The sequence below is a fragment of the Methanolobus halotolerans genome, from assembly GCF_004745425.1.
GTDB lineage: Archaea > Halobacteriota > Methanosarcinia > Methanosarcinales > Methanosarcinaceae > Methanolobus > Methanolobus halotolerans.
In genome coordinates this window covers 217,224-231,241 of sequence record NZ_PGGK01000002.1, presented here as the reverse complement: position 1 = coordinate 231,241, position 14,018 = coordinate 217,224, and the positions used below count along the sequence as shown (strand labels likewise).

Below are 14,018 nucleotides of genomic sequence, written 5' to 3'. Positions count from 1 at the left end.
TGAGTTGAGATCTATGCAATGTGAAATATGTGGCACTGATATCAAGGGGCCTTCTTTTAAAGTAAGTATAGACGGTAGTGAACTCACAGTTTGTGGAAGGTGTTCCCAATACGGCAAAAACCTGGAAAAACGTACGCCTGTATCCAGAAAAATGGCACCAGTGGCACCCGTTGCTCAGAGTAGGAAAAAATCAAGATCTAAAGGTTTTGAAGCTTTCAGCGATGAGCTCGTTGATGATTATGATTCTGTCATCAAGGAAGCCAGGGAGAAAAAACAACTGACGCATGATGAACTTGCCTACAAAGTCAAGGAAAAGTCCTCTTTGATAAAAAAACTTGAACGTGGGGACATTGTGCCTGAAGAGGAAGTTCGCAAAAAGCTGGAGCGAGAACTGGATATCAAGCTTACGGAGAGAAGCCGTGAAGATGACTGGAGTGGAGAACGCCTGAATAAAGGTACTACACTCGGAGATATAGTAACGATCAAAAGGAAGTGATTTCCTTTCTATTTTGTATTTTTTGACAGGATCAAGTGGTTATTATGGTTTTGAATGGAAAGAAACTTGGCTTTATTGGAACAGGGAAGATGGGAAGTTCGTTGATAAAAGGGATATGTGACACGGAAATGATCCCGGGATCCGAGATATATGCAAGTGATGTTTTCGAGTCATATCTGAACGAGTTACATGATGAGTTTGGGATCAACATATCAACAGATAACATGGATGTGGTCAGGGATACCGATATAATTGTCCTTGCTGTGAAGCCGCAGATATTGAAATCGGTTCTTTCCCATATAAGGGAAGAGGTAACTACAGATAAACTTCTTATATCCATTGCAGCAGGAGTCCAGCTGGATGCAATTGAGAACGAACTCAAACCAGGTACACGTGTAGTGCGTGTCATGCCGAACATAGCTGCGACAGTTGCAGAAGCAGCTTCTGCAATCTCGCCTGGTAAGAATGCAACCGTGGAGGATGCTGATGCTGTTCTGGCTATATTCGGGTCAGTGGGTAGCTCCCTGATAGTACCTGAGCACCTTATGGATGCAGTCACCGGGCTTTCGGGAAGCGGACCTGCCTTTATCTTCCCAGTGATCGAGGCTATGGCAGATGGTGGGGTTTTTGAAGGTCTTGACAGGAGCAGTGCAATAGTACTTGCAGCACAGACGGTAATGGGTGCCGCAAAGATGGTACTTGAGACGGAGATGCATCCCGGCCAGCTAAAGGACATGGTTACCTCGCCCGGAGGAACGACGATAAGGGGCGTGCATGTACTTGAAGAAAGCGGAGTTAGGGCTGCTTTCATGAATGCTGTCATCGCTGCTTCCAATCGCTCAAAGGAACTTGGTAACTGATATAAATATCTCTCTTATTATTTTTTTCCTTGTTGATATAGAAAAGCTTATTATATCGCAAGGTTTTAATATTATTTAAGCTAGCATTCTATGCTACTGTGGAGAGGTATGGAAAGAGGATTGAAATAGACTAGCGTAAAAACAACAGGGGGATAAAATCAAAATGGGGATTGAAATAAAGTCTTTTGCCGTGATCCGGGGCGATAATCCGGACAAAGTGAATGTTGCATTACATGACCTTGAACACTATGGGCACATGAGGTTCGCCTCCAAGCCAAAACGCATTGAACCAAACTTCGCGGACAATCTGCTGGTAAGCGTTGCCGGCGTTCCGCTCAGGGCAAAGTGCAATTCAGCCGCTCTTGTTGAACTTGACAATAACGCAGGTGCGGCAATAAGTAAACTGAGAAAAATACATCCGCCTGCTCACGTGGTTATAGTCAGCCCCAGGCACGATGTATATACTGAACTGATGGACAAGTCAGAACTCTATCCTGAGTTTGAAAGGACGTGGGAACCGCAGCATCATAACGACACTTTTTGACCAGTCAGTTATTAATGTACATTCTTAATTAATCTAAAAATGTGGACGACCCTGTTATATGCCTTAGTTTCAGGACATAAGTAGGCAGGCTTTCCACATCTTTTATTTCTTTTTGGACAATGGATCTCAAACGTTCTCTTATCCTTACATCGGGGTTTGTACCAAAGGATTGAAAATGTTTTGTAAGATCTGACATAAGTATGTTTCCGCGCCTGTCCCAGTCTGTCAGGATTACTATATTCTTGCCGGTGTTTACAATGTTCTCACAGAAATTTGAGAGTGAATGATGTGTTGCCATCTCAAAGTGGCCATCGATGCCCAGCTTATTAAGTGCTCTGACATCTCTTTTGCCCTCTACTATGATAATCGTTCCTTCTTCTGTAAGCTGAAGCAGTTCATCGATAATATCTTCAATATTCTCAAGTCTGTTCTGATAAACATGAAGTGGCGCTTTCAAAAATCGGTGATCTCTTATGCTCCTGAACATAAATTCTCTACTGTCCCTTGATATCGTAATAGGTACTGATGACCTTCTTGAACAATTAGAAGCAATACATTAAAAGCTGACCACTGGAATTTGTAAAAATTCAACAGGTAAGCAGGAAATAAGTAACTGGAAAACAAGTGAAAGTAATAGACCCTGCCGCGATGAAAGCATAATGCTTCGGGATTAGGAGGAGTTCACGGCAGAGGTCGGCATACCATCACTTGTAATAGCGAACGAATTCTTCGAACTGTTCATAATAAGCAGCTCTTGCTGCCAGACTTTCAAAATATTCATCCATCTGTTTCACCTCAGTCTACAAATGGTTTCTCGCTTATATTAAGGGACTCCGAGCAGAGTGAAAGTATTCTCTAATTACTATTTTTAGACCGGAATCAAAATTATTCATTAAAAGATCAACATTCCGGCAGGTCCAGTTCATCCTTTATAATGGAAACAACCTTCGCGTGGTCAAGGCCTTTCAGGAGTACTGACTTTTTGGTACTTTTCCGGCCATTGATGATACAGACCTCTGAAGCAGTCAGGCCGAAAAAAAACGCAAAAACCTCTATGAGCTGTTCATTAGCCTTGCCCTTGAAAGCGTTTTCCGAGAGCCTGACCTCTATTCTTTTTCTCCATGGATTATATCCGCTGGGAATACATGTTTTCTTAGAACCGGGTGTGACATCTATATCTATTATGATGCCATCTTCAGTCTTTTTTAGTGCATCCTCAAAGGGCATATCAATGCTCAGGGTTTTATATTTCTAAAAATCGATATGAAGAATAAGTGAGATAATACTGTCGCCTGACGCACTAACTCCGGGAGTTCATCCTATGGGGTTCCCGCTGTCCTTCCCGGTTTCCCTCGTGACAGGCTTTTATCGCATTATCCTGATGTAGCGCATTGAGGTTGTCTGTACAATCACAGATAGGTTTTACCATTTTCTCATGCAAGGACCTAATAATACGCACTTGATTAAAGTGGAATCTTGCTTATATACTTATCGCTGCTACTGTAAGAAGATGTATAAAGATTAATACTAGTGGTGTGAGTAGAGGTATAGATTCTATGGTTAGTGAAAAGACCCTCCACGGAACAATCCTTTACGGCCCGGAACTGGAAGTTATCGAAGGATACATAGTCATAAAGAACGGTATCATCACTGAGGTTGCAGAGGAGAAGACAAGTTCTGGCAATATCATAGCACCATGTTTTGTGAATGCGCATACTCATATAGGCGACTCTGTAATTAAAGATCCGATCCTTGGGAAGTGTGTGGACAGTTATGTAGAAAGGGACCTTAGTTCATTGGTGCAGCCTCCTCACGGGCTTAAACACAGGGTATTGGAAAGGACCCCATATTCTGAACTAGTGGAATCTATGAAACATTCTGTCATGGATATGATACAGACGGGGACATGTGCATTCTCTGACTTCAGGGAAGGTGGCTTGACCGGAATACTTGCACTCCATGAAGCTCTTCGGGTTTATGATATAGAGTGCAGGATGTTTGGAAGGCCGAAGAGCATCCATGCAAGTGATGATGAACTGCGTATCGAAGTTGAAAATATCCTCACAGATGCGGATGGCCTTGGTATGAGCGGAGCTAATGATATGGATATCCAAGTCCTTGAAAATATAAGGGATGTTGCAAAGAGAAAACGCAAGACCTTTGCTATCCATGCCGGGGAAAATAGCAGGAGCGACGTCGAAAAAGCACTTTCGCTGAGTCCTGATATTCTGATACATCTGACACAGGCAGATAATGCCGATCTGAAGAAAGTAGCTGATGAGGGCATACCGGTCGTCATCTGCCCCCGTTCCAACTTCATTACAGGGGTTGGTATGGCACCTGTGAGGGACATGCTAAAGGCCGGGATTGATGTCGCTGTGGGGACTGATAATGTGATGCTCAACTCAGTTAACATGTTCTCTGAAATGGAACTACTGTCAAAGGTTTTTGGGCTGGAGGACAGACAAGTATTTATTATGTGTACGCTTATGGGAGCACCAGTATTAGGGCTGGAAAATGCAGGTCCTATTATTGAAAGGAACAAAGCTAAAGTGATGATCCTTAACGGGAATTCGAGTAATCTCGCAGGAATAAAGAACCCTATCAACAGCATTGTTAGAAGAGGGAGACCTGACGATATACTATCTGTAATAATTTAATGTACGTATGATCACATATTATCACATAGGTGAGGGATTATGAAGAGCGATCTCTACAAGAAAATTTTTATTGCAACAGATGGATCCGAGCAAAACAAAAAGGCAGTCCGGCATGCACTGGAGCTTGCAAGGGCATGTGGGGCTAAATTGTATGCAGGATATGTTGTTGATACTGCTGCTTTTGCTTCAATACCAATGGATGCGGGGTGGGAAATGATGTATGAGCTTCTGGAACAGGAAGCTAAGGACACAACCAGATCCGTAGGAGAGATGGCAGAAAAACAATCTATCCTGTTTGAATCAGTTGTCCTTGAAGGGCATCCCGGTCCTGAAATTGTTCAGTTTGCAGAGGAGCAGGGAATGGATCTGATTGTCATGGGAACTCTTGGAAAGAGAGGGCTCGACCACTTTTTACTTGGTAGTGTCGCTGAGAACGTCATCAGAAACTCCAAGGTACCCGTACTTGTTGTACGTGGTAAATCCTCCGATCAATAGTAATGGAGGTTGAAGATGCCAAAGAATGTTAAAGTAATGGATATAATGAGGACGGATGTTGCTTATGCAACATTGCCTGGTTCAAGGGATGAGGTCCACTCAATACTCAAGGAAAAGAGGGTTTCCGGTGTGCCTGTCCTAAAAGACGGAAAAGTTGTTGGGATTGTCAGCAGGGCAAATCTGCTAAAAAGTCCCGAAGAGGAACAGTTGGCTTTGTTAATGACACGTAACCCGCTGACGATCGATCCGGATGTAGATATAACGATCGCAGCTAAGATGCTTCTTGAAAATGGTATCAGGAGATTACCTGTTGTCGAAGATGGTAAACTCCGGGGGATCATTTCCGTGGCGGATATCGTAGCAGTCCTTGCAGAGATGAACATCCCGGACCATGTGGGTCAGTACATGAATCCGATGTCCGTACCGGTATGGACAAATACTCCTCTGAACGTTGTGGCAAGGATCATGGAGCTTGCAAGGTCCAAAGCTGTTCCAGTGATAGATAGTGATCTTGAGGTAGTTGGTATAATCACTGACCGTGATATCATCAGTGCAAGTGTCATCGAAGACTCCGTAGAAGTGGCTGACATGTCCAACGGTGCTGATGATGATGAGTGGACATGGGAGTCCATGAGGGATACCATGAGCATTTATTACAGTGTTTCAAGGGTCAAAGTGCCTGAGGTTCCGGCAAGGGATATAATGGTAAGCGATCTGGTAAAAGCCGCTTACATATCAGGTGTAAGTGAATGTGCGCTTAAGATGAAGCGTAACCACATAGACCAGATCCCTGTCGTAAATGCGAACCAGCGGTTCCTTGGTCTGTTAAAGGACCGCAATCTGTTAAAAGCAATCGTCAACGGCAGCTGATCACTGAACCTTTGTGGAGGTTCATATTTCTTTTTTCCCGACCTGGAGTAGTTATTATGGAAAGGCCTTTTGTATTCATCAATTCTGCAATGTCGGCAGACGGAAAGATATCCACAAAAGAAAGAAAACAGGTAAAGATATCCGGAAGTTTTGACTTTGACAGGGTGGATGCGCTCCGGGCAGGTTCGGATGCTGTTATGGTAGGCATCGGGACTGTAATTGCCGATGACCCCAGCCTGACGGTAAAATCTGAAAAGAGGCAGATCGAGCGTAAACAGGCAGGACTTGAGGAAAACCCTGTAAGAGTTGTAGTCGACAGTAATGCAAAGATCCCTTTGGATGCTGATATCTTTAAAAAGGGGGAAGGCAGGCGTATAGTTATCGTTTCCGGATCCGCATCTTCAGAAAAGCTCAGGCAGCTTGAGGATGTTGCAACAATAATCATTGCAGGTGAGGACAAAGTGGACCTTGCAGCAGCCATGGAAGAACTCCGGAAAACAGGTATTAACAGATTGATGGTTGAAGGAGGAGCTACCCTCAACTGGGGAATGTTGTCAAACGGTCTTGTTGATGAAGTGTATACCTTTATTGGAAACCTGATAATCGGTGGAAATACGTCTCCTACTTTTGTGGATGGTGAGGGTTTTACGGAAAAGGAAATAATGAGACTCGATCTGTTCGAAGCAGAAGGTATGGAAGAAGGCATTCTTTTAAAATGGAAGGTATTACCTTGTTACTGAAAAGATTGTTTTTTTGACATTGGGTTTTGTGGGGTTTAGCCACATTCATGCAAAAATATTTGTAAAAAGAAGCTATAATACCTAAGAAAATAATGGTAATAATATGAACAGAATGACCCTGCAATTAATATCTCTTGTAATCCTGATAATCCTGTTCAGTGGTTGTGTCGATATTAACGGTTCGGATGCTGATACATCAACTCAGGAATATGCAGGTCTGATCGAAGTCAGCAGTCCTGAGCAGATCGATCAAGCACTTGCAAGTGGCCCTGTGCTTGTAGAATTAGGTTCTGCAAGCTGTTCTGCCTGCGTTGCTCAGAAAGCTGTAATGGAGGAAATTGCATCTGAGTACCAGGACCAAGCCAGTGTCATGTATGTCGATACAAGGAATGCCCGTTCTTTAGCTATGCGATTTGGAGTCGGCTATGTGCCTGATTCCTTTGTCATTGTGGATATGAGGGATGGTCAATATATATACATGGGGGACGATGGGCAAAATACCACCGACAGGAATGGTGCCAGGTTTGTCGGACTGACTCGGAAAGAGACTCTTACGGCAACTCTTGACCAGGCTATCGAAGTCCGGCAGGGAGAAGTTGATCTTTTCGAAGAGGAAGAAACCAGTCCAGCTGAAATGGTGGAGGTCACCAGTTTTGAGGAGATAAATCAGACCTTGGTAACCGGACCCGTGCTTGTGGAAGTGGGTTCTGAAAGCTGTTCTGCCTGTGTTGCCCAGAAGCCTATCATGGAAGAGATCGCAACCGAATACCAGGGCCAAGCCCGTGTCCTGTATATCGATACAAGAAGAGGCGCCGAGCTTGCAGTTTGGCTTGGAGCCGGTTATGTGCCTGATTCCTTCGTCATTGTGGATATCGAGAACGGACAATATGTATACATGAGGCCTGACGGACAAACGACCAATGACAGGAATGGTGCCAGGTTCCTCGGACCGGCCGAAAAAGAACCTCTCGTGCAAACTCTTAAAAAAGCCATAGAGGCCCGGCAGAAGTCTTAATCTGCAGATATGGGTTAATATGAATACTGATACATTGACATTGGATCCTATCGCATCTTTTTTTGCTGGTGTGATCAGTATACTTTCTCCTTGTGTGCTTCCTTTGCTGCCGGTTATCCTGGCCTATTCTGCAGGTCAGAGCAGGTTCAGGCCCTTTGCCATTGTTCTGGGGCTCAGCCTTTCATTCACGTTGATGGGAATGGCCGCGTCTGTCTTTGGTGCGGTCTTTCAGGCATATATCCAGGGTTTCAGGATACTGGCCGAAATCCTGATAATCGCACTTGGACTTTCGATGCTGGCGGACTATGAACTATTCGGCGTCTTTGCCCGGCATGCCGGAAATCTGCATGTTGAGAAAAAAGGTGTTCTTGGCGGATTGCTGGTTGGTGCTTCGCTGGGGATATTGTGGATCCCGTGTGTGGGACCAATACTCGGGGCAATACTCACGACGGTGGCCATTCAGGGAGACATTGCTTACGGAGCAACGCACCTTTTCGTATACTCAGTAGGCTTTGCGGTACCTATGTTGCTAATTGCATATTTTGCGAAGTTTTCATCTGCAAGGCTGGCTGAAATATCAAGATATGACATTAAGCTGAAAAAGCTTGCAGGACTTGTGCTTGTACTTGCAGGCCTGTGGATGGTGTATAGCAATCACATTGTTTACTTATGAAACTTAAATTTGCAAAATGATTTCATAAAAGCTAAATAAGAGCTATTCCTCACTTATATTATCAGATCTTACAGAGACGGGTTTGTTGGTGATACAATGGGATCAGAAAGGCTGGCCACGTCGATTATTATTTCGCTGTTGATCGTATTTATGGTTTCGATTGCAGGTGCAGAGTTATCTGATCCATTGGGAGATTTCTCCTCCCCGGATATAAGTTCATTAGATGTCTCAACCGATGGGAATAACCTATATATAGATGTTTTATGCGCCGAGGATGTTACGGACTATAGTTTTTACGGGGCTGTGTTCATTGATACGGACCAGGATTCCCGGACCGGGTATGTTGAGAACGGGGCGGATTATGTCTATCAGTTCAGTTATATGAGTATAATCTATGCCGAGCCGATGATAACGACCACGCTCAACGATGATGCAATAGGTACCGGTTCAATGCAGGTATGGGGTAATACGATATCCATCACACTTCCCCTTGAGATGCTTGGAAACGATGATGGCAGTGCCGATGTTTTCGTTGCAGTCCATGACCAGATGGTAAAAGCCCTTTATTTTGATCGTGCACCTGATTACGGAGTTATCGATACAGGCACAGGGGAGGTAAAACTGCCTGTTTCGGCTTCTAGCAATGTGCTCATATCTGATACAATAGGTGACGGTGCGGCGGCAGATATAGAGAATGTTGAGGCGACTGTGGGTAGCGGGGTGCTTGAACTTGTGATAAGCTATGCTGGTAATGTGGAACCCGGTGCCTATTCTTACGGGGAGGATATTACCGGGTGGGTATATGTAGATATAGATCAGCAGCTTGCAACGGGATTTACAAACACCGAGCAGGTACCTCCCACGTTCGGAGCCGACTATGTAATCGAGTACACCGCAGGAAGCCTGACAGGTATGGATGCAGGCATCAGAATGATAAATGCAGATTCGGAACTGGCAAAAGAAGGATATTCGGATACAACGACTATGTCTCTCGGAGTGCCTTATAACGACGGCATGTACCGGGTATCCGGGAACAAGGTGTACCTCACAATTCCGCTGACGCTTCTTGGTAATGATGACGGTGGCATGTACCTTGTAGTTGATTCTTTTACAATATACGATCCTCTTGGAGGTCACATGGAAAGCATACCTGACAACGGCAAGGGGGCCATAGACACTTCAGACGGATCTGTTAAATCTTTACTTAGTTACGGTAATGACCGCAATACCTTCATGGACCCAAGTTCCGATTCCACAGGTTTCGGGCAGGACGGGGATGAGATAGTTTCGGTGGAAACGGGATTTGCCGAAGATAAGATGCTGATGGCCATCACCTACAGCAGCCTGAGTCTGGATGACGGTGCTATTACAACCATTTCCTTTGACACAGACCAGGACGGCAGGGAAGATTACTCTCTTGCCTACAGTTTAATGTACGGCAAACTGGCCGCCACTATGATGGGATACTATGACGGTGAATACCGGGTGAAAGAAGTTTCACATCTCGTAACCATGCAGGGTGACAAGATGCACCTCAGTATCCCTGCAGTGTTCCTAGGAAATGACGATGGTAATATGAACATAGCTGTTGAGACTGCTCTGGTGGTCTATGGGGCCAATATCCCTCAGACAGACATGACCAAGGAATGGTTGTCGGGTGATGATGTTAAAACGGGTGTAGGTCAGGTTCATCTGAGTCCTGATAAGTTCAGTCGAACATTGTATGACAGGGCACCTGGCTCAGGATACTATACTGTAGCAGGCAGTAATAACTTCCTATCTGCAATAGAGAGTGCGGAGATGGCCCCGCAAGGCCAGGATGGGCAGGCTCCGGGCTTCTCAGTAGTAATAGGGGTAATTTCTTTGCTGACCTGCTCACTGATTTTGAGTAGCAGAAGAAAACAGTGAATCAGAAATATCCAGAATAAGAACAAATATTAGAAATGGTGAATGTGCTTAATCAATAACACATTCATCTTCATTTGCTATTGCAACAAGTTCATTGACACATGCAACTGCCATTGGTGTTCCGCCACGTGTTCCAACACATGTGATCGAAGGTACCGGCACGTCCCTGACAGCTTCTTTTGATTCTGCCGCATTGACAAAGCCTACAGGTGTACCCACAATGATAGCCGGTTTGATGCCGTGCTCGATCATCCTGCATACTGCAAATGCGGCAGATGGTGCATTGCCGATAGCGACAATTGAACCTTCAAGTATGTCTTTACATTTGAGGAAACCTGCTGCAGTCCTTGTAATACCATATTTGCGGGCGAGTTCTGCATTTTCATCCTTATCGAGTACACAGATTATCTCGCAGTTGTGACCTCTCTTGGTAATCCCTGCTTTGACCATGTTGATATCAACAAGAATAGGGGCACCTTTTTTGATAGCTTCCACACCCGCTTTGATAGGATCATTCACAAAACGCATGATATCTGCGACAGCAGGATCGCCTGTAGAGGTGACACAGCGCTGTTTAATTTTATCTTCTAGTGTCTCGTCTCCTACAAGCTTGCGGGCGATGTTGCGGCTGGTCATGTAGATGGCTTTGGCCTCATCGGTCTGTGATCCAAGGTCGGTGCAGATATCTACAAGTTCAGGATCGATCTCAGTAGTCATTTCCACAAGTTCTTCAATACTTGCGTCTGTCTTTTTGGATTCAGTAGTCATATTTCCTATGATACCCCCTTGGAGTGATAATCCTCTTGCCGTATGGTGAATCCCATATGCGGGAATCATTTGTTGTGATGAGGATCGTTGTGCTCATGTCCACCCAGTCATTGTGGTCCATTACCTCGCCGAGTGTTGTGACGATGTAATCCTGGTCCTCATCCCTCAGGGCGTTCTTAACAAGACCCACAGGAACGGAGTCATCCTTATGGCGCCTGATGATCTCGATGGCCTTTGAGAAATTGGATTTGCGCTGGCGGCTTTTCGGGTTGTACAGTGACATTACAAAGTCTGCTGCTGCTGCTGCATCCAGCCTTTTCTCAATGACTTCCCAGGGTGTCAGAAGGTCGCTCAGGCTTACTGTACACATGTCGTTCACGATGGGCGCACCAAGCACACTTGCAGCTGCAGTGATGGCAGTTACACCCGGAAGGACCTCTATCTCGACATTCAGGTCTGCATGCTCTGCGACCTCAAGTACAAGACCTGCCATGCCGTAAACATTTGCATCTCCCCCACTGATCATGGAAACTACATTTTCCTGTGCAAGTTCCACTGCCTTGCTTGAACGATCTACTTCCTTACCCATGGCGCTGCGCACGATCTTCTGTTTATCCAGCAGGCTTGCCATCTGGTCAAGATATGTGCCGTTCCCTACAACATAATCTGAATTCAGGATAACATCTCTTGCTCTGACCGTCAGCTGTTCCACAGAACCCGGACCTATGCCAATAATGTAAAGTTTTCCTTTTACTTCACTCTGCGATTGCGATTGTGATCCTTCCATATACCTTCTTCCTTAGTATTAATTCCTTTTTTTCCGACAACGCCAGCGCAGCAGGTTCTGCCACTCCTGTAAGCCCGAAGCGTTTTGCCTGCGAAGCCGACGGCGTATCATAGTTATTCAATACTTCATGATCTATGAATGTAATATTGAGTCCGAGGATATTTGCCGCATCATGCAAGCCTGCCTCGTTTTCTTTTAATTTCGCAGATGCCAGCCCCTCCACTTCAGCGATGCTCCTGCCTGCTTCGACAAGTGCGTTGTTTATCGCGTCGACGGCCTCCTGGCTGTTGATACCCCTCCGGGCTCCGATACCTATGATCATGCGTTTTCAGCCTTTTCCTTTTTAAGGACCGACACATCGTTTCCTACAATGACTATTTTGGGACCCTTTATCTCAAGGACCTCCACATCCTCATCAAGCAGGGCGCAGTTCACCTGTACGGTAGAGGGTTTGTTAACAATGTTACAACCAAGCGATCTGGCAATGCCTTCCACTGAATTCCTGTTATGAACCTCGGTAGCCGTTGTGACGACTGGAATGGGGCCGATCTCGGCTATCTTCCTGACAACTTCATTGCCACCATGATGTCCGCCAAGCAGGGGGATAGCGAAATTCATGTTCGAATCCACCACAATGACCGCGGGGTCCTTCCATTTATCCTCGATGAGCGGCGCAATCTCCCGTACCACAATACCTGTGGCAAACACAGCCACAATAGCATCATATTCCTCGAAGGCCTTTTTGAAGACGCTCTTATTATACATCAGGACATCAGCATTCAGATGTCCTGCCAGGCGCTGTGCCACCTCAAGATTTCTCTCAAAGGTTATGACAACGGTTCTTGTGCCACTCCGTATAGGTAAGACCTCCCGAAATTACCATATTCTACAGGCTCAACAACCCCGCCGATAAGTATCATTGCGGAGCGCTTGATACCTGCTGCCTTGACCTTGCCTGCAATGTCTGCAACAGTGCCCTTTATTATCTTCTGGTCAGGCCACGATGCATGGAATACCACTGCAACCGGGGTGTCAGGTGTATATTCCACCTTTTCCATTATCTCCTCAATCTTCTGGGTTCCCAGGAAGACTGCCATGGTCGCATTATGTCTGGAAAGTTCCTTGATCTGGTCCTTATCAAGTGTCTTACCTGCCGGGCGTGTGATTATCAGTGTTTCTGACACATCGTTGAGTGTAAGCTGGGTCTGCAAGGCTGCTGCGGTTGCAAACACCGAGGAGACACCGGGTATTATCTCGACCTCAACATCGAACTTCTTAAGTTCCTCTATCTGTTCGACAATGGAGCCATAGAGAGAGGGGTCGCCACTGTGTAATCTGACTACTTTTTTACCTGCTTCGAGATTATCAACAATGAGCTTGTTGGTCTCATCGAGTGTAAGGCCATAGCTGTCTATCTTTTCCCCTGTCGAGTAACCGAGCACTTCAGGATTCACAAGGGAGCCCGCATATATTACAAGGTCTGCCCCCTCAAGAAGCTCTTTTCCCATTACGGTTATATACTTAGCGTTTCCCGGGCCTGACCCTACGAAATGAACTTTCTTGTCCGTCATCTGGATTCTCCCTGTGCTTATTCTTTTTCTGCAAAGATTATACTGAAATAGTTTCCCTTCTCGGGTATCTTCTCTTTTTCTGTGATTATAAGCTCATTCTGGCTGAAGAGTCGTTCAGCAAAAGTGAACTTATTATAACCTTCCTTTTCAAAAGAGCTGATTATTTCCCGGGGCCTGCTGGCCTTCAACCTTATCTTGTACTGGCTCTCTGAACCATCGCTTACCTCAAAAGAGGAATCCACCTCAGCACCTGTCTGTGCGGCAAATGATGTTATCGAGCTGATTCCCGGAATTGTTGTCATTTCAACATCCGGATAGAATTTTTTCATTACGCGTTTTAAGTGAGTGAATGTTGAAAAAAAGTTAGGGTCGCCGATCAGGCCGAAAACCACAAGGTTATTCCGGGATTCTTCCGCGAGCATATCCGCGTTCTTCTTCCATATGGCGTTGAGTACCTCGTAATCTGTCAGCATAGGGAATTCCAGGATATCCGCATCTGCATAGGGTGCCACAAGATCGGCCGCAAGTCGGCCGGGAACATAAACCTTATATGCTTTTTTCAGGGTCTCAACAGCTTTAAGTGTCAAAAGTTCCGGGTCACCGGGTCCAAGTCCTACTCCAACAAGCATTT

General features: G+C 45.4%; 18 protein-coding genes. 10 read left to right on the top strand and 8 right to left on the bottom strand.

Going from position 1 to position 14,018, the window contains the following annotated elements; all coding sequences use genetic code 11:
* The first annotated feature begins 13 nt into the window (after nt 1–13).
* The 3 genes from CUN85_RS02810 to CUN85_RS02800 all read left to right on the top strand — a co-directional run bounded on the left by CUN85_RS02810 (nt 14) and on the right by CUN85_RS02800 (nt 1,900).
* Nucleotides 14–496, top strand: coding sequence for a multiprotein bridging factor aMBF1 (locus CUN85_RS02810; protein WP_135388769.1), 483 nt, complete (start codon nt 14–16; stop codon nt 494–496).
* 44 nt (nt 497–540) lie between these two features.
* The gene (proC, locus tag CUN85_RS02805; RefSeq protein WP_205804331.1) at nt 541–1,356 is read left to right on the top strand and encodes a pyrroline-5-carboxylate reductase; all 816 of its coding nucleotides are present in this window, start codon (nt 541–543) and stop codon (nt 1,354–1,356) included.
* Between the two features lie 163 nt (nt 1,357–1,519).
* Nucleotides 1,520–1,900: a DUF356 domain-containing protein gene (locus tag CUN85_RS02800; protein ID WP_135388767.1), complete on the top strand. Its 381-nt coding sequence runs from the start codon at nt 1,520–1,522 to the stop codon at nt 1,898–1,900.
* A gap of 28 nt (nt 1,901–1,928) precedes the next feature.
* On the opposite strand, the gene CUN85_RS02795 is transcribed toward CUN85_RS02800, so the two are convergent.
* The gene (locus tag CUN85_RS02795; protein WP_328591220.1) at nt 1,929–2,357 is read right to left on the bottom strand and encodes a toprim domain-containing protein; all 429 of its coding nucleotides are present in this window, start codon (nt 2,355–2,357) and stop codon (nt 1,929–1,931) included.
* 443 nt (nt 2,358–2,800) lie between these two features.
* Entirely contained in the window at nt 2,801–3,127 is a 327-nt protein-coding gene (locus CUN85_RS02790) for a DUF167 domain-containing protein (RefSeq protein ID WP_135388763.1), read from the bottom strand.
* 329 nt (nt 3,128–3,456) lie between these two features.
* Between CUN85_RS02790 and CUN85_RS02785 the strand changes: the two genes are divergently transcribed.
* The 7 genes from CUN85_RS02785 (at nt 3,457) to CUN85_RS02755 (ending at nt 10,261) form a co-directional block, all read left to right on the top strand.
* Nucleotides 3,457–4,560 carry an amidohydrolase family protein gene (locus CUN85_RS02785; RefSeq protein ID WP_135388761.1) on the top strand — a complete coding sequence of 368 codons (1,104 nt, stop codon included), beginning with the start codon at nt 3,457–3,459 and terminating at the stop codon, nt 4,558–4,560.
* 39 nt (nt 4,561–4,599) lie between these two features.
* Nucleotides 4,600–5,055, top strand: a complete 456-nt coding sequence (locus tag CUN85_RS02780) for a universal stress protein (protein ID WP_135388759.1) — start codon at nt 4,600–4,602, stop codon at nt 5,053–5,055.
* A gap of 15 nt (nt 5,056–5,070) precedes the next feature.
* On the top strand, nt 5,071–5,925 hold the full coding sequence (locus CUN85_RS02775) for a CBS domain-containing protein (protein ID WP_135388757.1): 855 nt from the start codon (nt 5,071–5,073) through the stop codon (nt 5,923–5,925).
* Between the two features lie 56 nt (nt 5,926–5,981).
* Nucleotides 5,982–6,665, top strand: coding sequence for a 2,5-diamino-6-(ribosylamino)-4(3H)-pyrimidinone 5'-phosphate reductase (locus CUN85_RS02770; RefSeq protein WP_135388755.1), 684 nt, complete (start codon nt 5,982–5,984; stop codon nt 6,663–6,665).
* Between the two features lie 103 nt (nt 6,666–6,768).
* Complete coding sequence (locus CUN85_RS02765) at nt 6,769–7,680, top strand: thioredoxin family protein (RefSeq protein WP_135388753.1); 912 nt, start codon at nt 6,769–6,771, stop codon at nt 7,678–7,680.
* 34 nt (nt 7,681–7,714) lie between these two features.
* Nucleotides 7,715–8,353 (top strand): cytochrome c biogenesis CcdA family protein, encoded by a 639-nt coding sequence (locus CUN85_RS02760; RefSeq protein ID WP_328591219.1) that lies wholly within the window; start codon nt 7,715–7,717, stop codon nt 8,351–8,353.
* 96 nt (nt 8,354–8,449) lie between these two features.
* Nucleotides 8,450–10,261 (top strand): hypothetical protein, encoded by a 1,812-nt coding sequence (locus CUN85_RS02755; RefSeq protein WP_135388749.1) that lies wholly within the window; start codon nt 8,450–8,452, stop codon nt 10,259–10,261.
* A gap of 48 nt (nt 10,262–10,309) precedes the next feature.
* On the opposite strand, the gene CUN85_RS02750 is transcribed toward CUN85_RS02755, so the two are convergent.
* Genes CUN85_RS02750 through CUN85_RS02725 form a run of 6 tightly spaced genes read right to left on the bottom strand, consistent with a single transcriptional unit; the run spans nt 10,310 to nt 14,016 of the window.
* Nucleotides 10,310–11,029 (bottom strand): precorrin-8X methylmutase, encoded by a 720-nt coding sequence (locus CUN85_RS02750; RefSeq protein ID WP_135388747.1) that lies wholly within the window; start codon nt 11,027–11,029, stop codon nt 10,310–10,312.
* Nucleotides 11,019–11,816, bottom strand: coding sequence for a precorrin-3B C(17)-methyltransferase (gene cobJ / locus CUN85_RS02745; RefSeq protein ID WP_135388745.1), 798 nt, complete (start codon nt 11,814–11,816; stop codon nt 11,019–11,021). The genes CUN85_RS02750 and cobJ overlap by 11 nt, the downstream gene beginning before the upstream one ends.
* Entirely contained in the window at nt 11,785–12,138 is a 354-nt protein-coding gene (locus CUN85_RS02740) for a cobalamin biosynthesis protein (RefSeq protein ID WP_135388743.1), read from the bottom strand. Before CUN85_RS02740 ends, cobJ begins: the two co-directional genes overlap by 32 nt.
* Nucleotides 12,135–12,623 (bottom strand): cobalamin biosynthesis protein CbiG, encoded by a 489-nt coding sequence (locus CUN85_RS02735; RefSeq protein WP_235856161.1) that lies wholly within the window; start codon nt 12,621–12,623, stop codon nt 12,135–12,137. Before CUN85_RS02735 ends, CUN85_RS02740 begins: the two co-directional genes overlap by 4 nt.
* Nucleotides 12,624–12,643: 20 nt before the next feature.
* Entirely contained in the window at nt 12,644–13,387 is a 744-nt protein-coding gene (locus CUN85_RS02730) for a cobalt-precorrin-4/precorrin-4 C(11)-methyltransferase (protein WP_135388741.1), read from the bottom strand.
* Nucleotides 13,388–13,404: 17 nt separating this feature from the next.
* Nucleotides 13,405–14,016, bottom strand: coding sequence for a cobalt-factor II C(20)-methyltransferase (locus CUN85_RS02725; RefSeq protein WP_135388739.1), 612 nt, complete (start codon nt 14,014–14,016; stop codon nt 13,405–13,407).
* Nucleotides 14,017–14,018: the final 2 nt, after the last annotated feature.